This is a genomic window from Dietzia sp. B44, assembly GCF_014145245.1.
GTDB classification, from domain to species: Bacteria; Actinomycetota; Actinomycetes; order Mycobacteriales; family Mycobacteriaceae; genus Dietzia; species Dietzia natronolimnaea.
Window position 1 is genome coordinate 1 of sequence record NZ_JAALEF010000072.1, and the last position, 2,693, is coordinate 2,693.

The 2,693-nt window shown below is 70.4% G+C and carries 4 protein-coding genes; 3 read left to right on the top strand and 1 reads right to left on the bottom strand.

The genetic code is table 11. The features are described from left to right. The 3 genes from G6017_RS03045 to G6017_RS03055 form a co-directional block, all read left to right on the top strand. Positions 1–1,125: S1C family serine protease (locus G6017_RS03045; protein WP_194307709.1), on the top strand; the 1,125-nt coding region annotated here is incomplete at its 5' end. Continuing rightward, positions 1,122–1,697 carry a MogA/MoaB family molybdenum cofactor biosynthesis protein gene (locus G6017_RS03050; RefSeq protein ID WP_182615899.1) on the top strand — a complete coding sequence of 192 codons (576 nt, stop codon included), beginning with the start codon at positions 1,122–1,124 and terminating at the stop codon, positions 1,695–1,697. The genes G6017_RS03045 and G6017_RS03050, both read left to right, overlap by 4 nt. Continuing rightward, positions 1,694–1,888: a hypothetical protein gene (locus tag G6017_RS03055; protein WP_179523158.1), complete on the top strand. Its 195-nt coding sequence runs from the start codon at positions 1,694–1,696 to the stop codon at positions 1,886–1,888. The genes G6017_RS03050 and G6017_RS03055 overlap by 4 nt, the downstream gene beginning before the upstream one ends. 102 nt (positions 1,889–1,990) lie before the next feature. On the opposite strand, the gene mscL is transcribed toward G6017_RS03055, so the two are convergent. Next, positions 1,991–2,419, bottom strand: a complete 429-nt coding sequence (gene mscL / locus G6017_RS03060; RefSeq protein WP_182615901.1) for a large conductance mechanosensitive channel protein MscL — start codon at positions 2,417–2,419, stop codon at positions 1,991–1,993. Between the last annotated feature and the right edge of the window lie 274 nt (positions 2,420–2,693).

The following is a 2,693-nucleotide window of genomic DNA, read 5'->3' on the forward strand; positions in this document are numbered from 1 at the left end:
ACCGCGGCCCTGCCCCCGCAGCCCCCGTACGGCGACGATCCCGGGGCGACAGCACCCGCGAAGTCGGGCCGGGGTCTGGTGGTCGCCGGACTGGTGGCTGCGATGCTCGTCTCGGGCGGACTGGGCGGCTGGATCGGTGCCACGGTGGCGGGCGGCGGAGGCAGCGGGAGCCTCGCCTCCCCGATCACCGCCGTCCAGCCCGAGGGTGAGGCCCCGGACGGCACGGTCGAGTCCGTCGCCGACAAGGTCCTGCCGAGCGTGGTCTCGATCGACGTCCGCGGGCAGACCGGACGCGGTGAGGGATCCGGCGTGGTGCTGGCCCAGGACGGTCTGATCATCACGAACAACCACGTCATCGCGATGGCGGCGACCGGCGGCCAGATCGAGGTGCGCTTCAACGACGGGTCGAGGGCGCCGGCGACGGTCGTCGGCACCGACCCCGCCACGGACATCGCCGTGATCAGGGCGGATACCGACCGGTCGCTCACCCCGATCGCGCTCGGGTCCTCCTCGAACCTGGACGAGGGGCAGACCGTCGCGGCGGTGGGTTCCCCGCTCGGCCTGTCCGGCACCGTGACGACCGGCATCGTCTCCGCGCTCGACAGGCCGGTACGGGCGGGCGGCGCGCAGTCCGACCAGAACACGGTGATCGACGCCATCCAGACCGATGCGGCGGTCAACCCGGGCAACTCCGGCGGCGCGCTGGTCAACATGAACGGTGAGCTGGTCGGCATCAACTCCGCCATCGCCTCGCTGGGCTCGGGGAACTCGGGATCGATCGGCCTGGGCTTCGCGATCCCGGTCGACCAGGCCCGGCGGATCGCGGACCAGTTGATCAAGCAGGGGTTCGCCACCCGTGCGGTCCTCGGGGTCTCGGTGAGCGACCAACCCGATATCGACGGTGCGCTGGTCCGGACCACCGAGGTGGGAGGCCCCGCCGCTCAGGCGGGCATCGAGGAGGGGGCGGTGATCACCATGGTCGGGGAGCGGCTGATCGAGAGCGGCGACGCGCTGGTCGCCGCGATCCGGTCGAGGGCTCCGGGGGAGACGATCTCCGTCACCTATGCTGCTCGTGTGGGCGATCAGCCGACGACTGTCGACGTGGTACTGGGAGAGGCGAGATGAGCACGAGATTCGACCCGAGGTCTCTGCCCGGTGGGCGCAGGATCCAGACGGACGTGGATTTCGACCCCTCGGCCGCCGTCCCGGCGGACACCCCCATCGCGGGTCGCGCGATGGTCGTGGTGGTCACCGACCGGCTGGATGAGCGCGAGGACTCGATCGGTCCGTTGGTCACCGAGCTGCTCGAGGAGGAGGGTTTCCTGGTCGGCGGCGTCGTCGGCGTGGCGTCCGACGAGTCCGAGGTCCGCAAGGCCCTCGAGACCGCGGTGGTCGGCGGCTTCGACTTCGTCGTGACCGTGGGTGGTACCGGGGTCGGTCCACGGGACATCACCCCCGAGGTCACGGAGGAGATCCTCGATCAGCGGTTGCCCGGCATCGCCGAGGCCATCCGGTCGTCGGGTCTCACGGCCGGCGCGGTCGACTCGATCGTCTCCCGTGGGTTGGTCGGGGTGTCCGGCAGTACGGTGGTCGCCAACCTCGCGCCCAGCCGCGCGGCCATCCGGGACGGGATGGCCACGTTGTGCCCGCTCGTCTCGTACGTGGTGGCGCAGTTGTCGGCGATAGACGAGCTGTGACCGACGGCGCCCCGGACCGCAGGGCACAGGACTCCAGCGCCCCGATCACCAGCGCTTCGTACAGCAGCGCCCGGATCGACGACGTGTTCGGCGAGACCCTGCCGCGGACCACGTCCGACGAGGCCCGTGACCTCGACGCCCGGCTCGGGGACGACTGGTGGAGGGAGCAACGCCCTCCCCACCACGGGTGAGACCCGCATCAGCGGTGTCGGCGGGGTCGCCGGGTGCCGGCGCTCAGGTCCGGCGCTGAGGTCCGGTTCCGGGTGACGGGGGCCCCGCGGCGGGGCGTGGTGTCAGGACTCGCCGGACGTGCTCCGCGGGTCCGACGGATGGGTGAGCGGGCGACCCGCGAGGAGGTCGCGGATCTCCACGAGGAGGTCGTTGTCCGAGGCCGGGGCGTCGATGCCCTTGCGCTTGGCGGCGGCCTCTTTCATCTTGTTCATCGGCCCCACCAGGACGAAGTAGATGATCGCGGCGATCAGCAGGAAGTTGATGATCGCGGTAAGTAGCAACCCGAAGTCCATCCTGGTCTCGGGGTTGTTGTCCAGTAGTTGGACGGCGAACCCGATCTCGCTGTTCCCGCCGAGCAGGGCGATGAGTGGGTTGATGATCGCGCTGGTGAAGGCGTCGACGATCGACGCGAACGCCGTGCCGATGACCACGGCGACGGCCAGGTCGATCACGTTGCCCTGCATGATGAAGTCTTTGAAGCCCTTGAGCATCCTGCACCCCTCTCTGGTGACGCGGTGTGGTCCACCACGTGCGTGGTCGTGCGTCCCGAACTGGACTGCAGAGACGTTACCAGCACGATTGGCCCCGCCGAGGCACTAGCGTCCTCTGCCGCTCCGCCGATCTGGCGCTGCGTCCCGTCATCCGTGCACCAGCACAGCCAGTGGCGTTCCGGCGGCCGTGGAGGCCAACCGGGCGGCGTCGGATTCCGGGACCTCGACGAGGATCGACCGGCTCCCGACCCGCCCGGCAGGGGTGTCCCGCACG

Coding starts and splice junctions, on each gene's coding strand:
- mscL (WP_182615901.1), bottom strand. CDS start 2,419: ATGCTCAAGGGCTTCAAAGACTTCATCATGCAGGGCAACGTGATCGAC.
- G6017_RS03050 (WP_182615899.1), top strand. CDS start 1,122: ATGAGCACGAGATTCGACCCGAGGTCTCTGCCCGGTGGGCGCAGGATC.